Raw genomic sequence first — 3,247 nt, forward strand, 5'->3', positions numbered from 1 at the left:
CGCCGGCATGAGCGCCGGCGGCGAGGGCATGGCTGGCGAGGGCGCGGGCGCCGCCGGCGCCGGCGAGCGCGAGGGCAGCGGCTGGAACCTGTTCGCGCCGGTCATCCGCCGCCCGATCGGCGCCTCGCTGATGGGCCTGGGCCTGATCCTGGCCGGGCTGTGGTCGTTCGTCATGCTCGGCGTGGCCGCGCTGCCGGCGCTGGACTTCCCGGCGGTGGTGGTGTTCGCGCAGATGCCCGGCGCCAACGCGCAGACCATGGCGGCGACGGTGATGACGCCGCTGGAGCGCCACCTGGGCCGCATCCCCGGGGTCAAGGACATCTCCGGCACCGCCAACGAGAACAGCGCCCAGGTCCAGATCATGTTCGAGTTCGGCATCGACGCCGACTCGGCCGCGCGCGACGTGCAGGCGGCGATCAACGCCTCGATGTCGGACCTGCCCGCGGGCATGCCGTCGCCGCCGCAATACTTCAAGTTCGACACCTCGCAGCTGCCGGTGCTGCTGGTGACGATGACCTCCAGCAGCCTGTCGGCCGATCAGCTGTTCGAAGTCGCCGACAACCTGGCCAAGCCGGTGATCGCGCGGGTGTCGGGCGTGGCGACGGTGCAGCTGTCCGGCGGCTCGCCGCGCGCGGTGCGGGTGGAGCTCGACGATCGCGCCCTGGCCGCCAAGGGCCTGACCGCCAACGAAGTGCAGAACGCGCTGACCGCCGCCAACGTGACCTCGGCGCTGGGCGAGGTGCGCGACGGGCCGCAGCGCCTGCTGCTGAGCACCACCGCCTCGCTGCACCGCGCCAGCGATTTCGCCGGGCTGGTGATCGCCGTGCGCGATCGCGCGCCGGTGCGGCTGGCGGACGTGGCGCGGGTGTTCGACGGCCAGGAGGACGAGCACCAGAGCGCCTCGTTCAACGGCGAGCGCGCGGTGGTGCTGCAGATCAGCAAGCGCCCCGACGCCAACGCGGTGGCGACGGTGGAGGCGATCCGCGCGGCGCTGCCGGGCCTGAGCCGGATCGTCCCGGCCGACGTCGGCATCCACCCGATCTTCGATCTCACCGAAACCACCAAGTCGGCCCTGCACGAGGTCGAGTTCACCCTGATGCTGAGCGTGGTGATGGTGGCGATGGTGATGCTGCTGTTCCTGCGCCGGATCGGCCCGACCCTGATCGCCATGGCCAGCGTGCCGCTGTCGCTGGCCGGCGCGTTCATCGCCATGTACTTCATGGATTTCTCGCTCAACACCTTCTCGCTGATCGCGCTGGTGCTGGCGATCGGCTTCGTCGTCGACGACGCCATCGTGGTGATCGAGAACGTGGTGCGGCACATGGAGTTCGGGCAGAAGCCGCTGGAGGCTTCGCTCAACGGCACCCGCGAGATCGGCTTCACCGTGGTCTCGATCACCTTGTCGCTGGTGGCGGTGTTCGCGCCGATGGTGTTCGGCAACAACATGTTCGTGACCCTGGTGCGCGAGTTCGCGGTGACCCTGGTGGTGGCGATCGTGGTCAGCGCGGTGGTGTCGCTGACGGTGACGCCGGCGCTGTGCGGCAAGTACCTGCGCCACGACCCGGCGCCGGCCGCGGACGCCCCCGGTTTCTTCGCCCGCCTGGAGCGCCGCCTGCACCGCTGGGACGACGCCGCGCTGGAGCTGTACCGGCGCATGCTGGTGTGGTCGATGCATCACCGCCGGCTGATGCGCTGGCAGCCGCTGAGCCTGATCGTGCTGACCGGCGCGCTGGCCGCGGCGGTGGCGATGACCGCCGGCGGCGCGGTCATGCCCGACGAAGACCTCGGCATGATGGACGTCAGCGTGCGCACCGACGCCAACGTCGCCCCCGAGCTGTTCGCCCGGCGCGTGCGCGAAGTCGCGACCACCTTGCGCGCCGACCCGGCGGTGGCCAACGTCACCACCATCCTCGGCGGCGGCGACCTGGGCGCCGGCGAAAGCGGCACCGCCAGCCTGTTCGTCGACCTGCGTCCGCTGCGCGAGCGCAAGGCCACCACGGCCGAGGTGGTGGAGCGGCTCAACAAGCAATACAAGCCCCTGGCCGACGTCGAGGTGGTGCTGAACTCGGTGCAGTTCTTCGGCGGCGGCGAACGCGGCGGCGGCAGCGGCGGCAAGTACAAGCTGCAACTGACCAGTTCCAGCGGCGCCGGCCTGCAGGACGTGACCCTGCGCCTGGCCCAGCGCCTGCGCGCGCTGCCGCAGCTGCTCGACGTCGGCACCAGCTTCGACAGCGTCGGCAAGCAGCAGGCGATCACCGTCGACCGCGAAGCCGCCGCGCGCCTGGGCCTGTCGGTGGCCGACGTCGACGACGCGCTGTACAACGCCTTCGGCCAGCGCCCGGTGTCGCTGATCTATTCGGACATCAACCAGTACCGGGTGGTGCTGACCTCGGCGCGCGCGCGCGACTCGGGCCCGGAGCAACTGCTCGACACCTACCTGCGCACCGGTCGGGGCGAGATGGTGCCGCTGTCGGCCATCGCCACCATCGCCCCGGCGATCACGCCGACCAAGGTCTCGCACTACAACCAGCTCGAATCGGCGACGATCAGCTACAACCTCAAGCCCGGAGTGAGCCAGGTCGACGGCATCCGCGCGGTCGACCAGTTGATCGGCCGCACGCCGCTGCCGCCGGGCGTGCAGAAGGAATACTCGGGCAGCAACCAGCAGCTGATGGAGGCCGCCGGCGGCGCGGCGCTGATGCTGGTCAGCGTGATCGTGCTGATGTACGTGCTGCTGGGCATGCTCTACAACAGCCTGTTCCACCCGCTGGTGATCCTGTCGACCCTGCCGGCGGCCGGCATGGGCGCGTTCCTGGCGATGCTGGTGACCCAGACCCAGCTGACCCTGATGTCGGTGATCGCGGTGCTGATGCTGATCGGCATCGTCAAGAAGAACGCGATCATGATGGTCGACTTCGCCCTGGTCGCCGAGCGCGAGCGCGGCATGGATCCGGTCGAGGCGATCACCGAGGCGGCGCTGGTGCGCTTCCGCCCGATCGTGATGACCACGCTGGCGGCGATGGGCGCGGCGCTGCCGCTGGCGATCGGCTTCGGCGTGGGCTCGGAAATGCGCCAGCCGCTGGGCATCGCCATCCTCGGCGGGTTGCTGGTCTCGCAGTTGCTGACGTTGTTGAGCACGCCGGCGATCTACCTGTGGCTGCACGACCGCGCGCAGCGCAAGGCGGCGAAGCGGGCGCGGCGCGAGAGCGCGGCGGCGCCGGCGCGCCGGCCGTGGTTCGCGCGCCTG

The 3,247-nt window shown here is 70.7% G+C and carries 1 protein-coding gene; it reads left to right on the plus strand.

From position 1 onward, the window contains the following. Positions 1 to 130 precede the first annotated feature (130 nt). A partial coding sequence (locus A7A76_RS04975; RefSeq protein ID WP_241200734.1) for an efflux RND transporter permease subunit occupies positions 131 to 3,247 on the plus strand: 3,117 nt, incomplete at its 3' end.

It is taken from the genome of Lysobacter enzymogenes (assembly GCF_017168095.1).
Lineage (GTDB): Bacteria > Pseudomonadota > Gammaproteobacteria > Xanthomonadales > Xanthomonadaceae > Lysobacter > Lysobacter enzymogenes_D.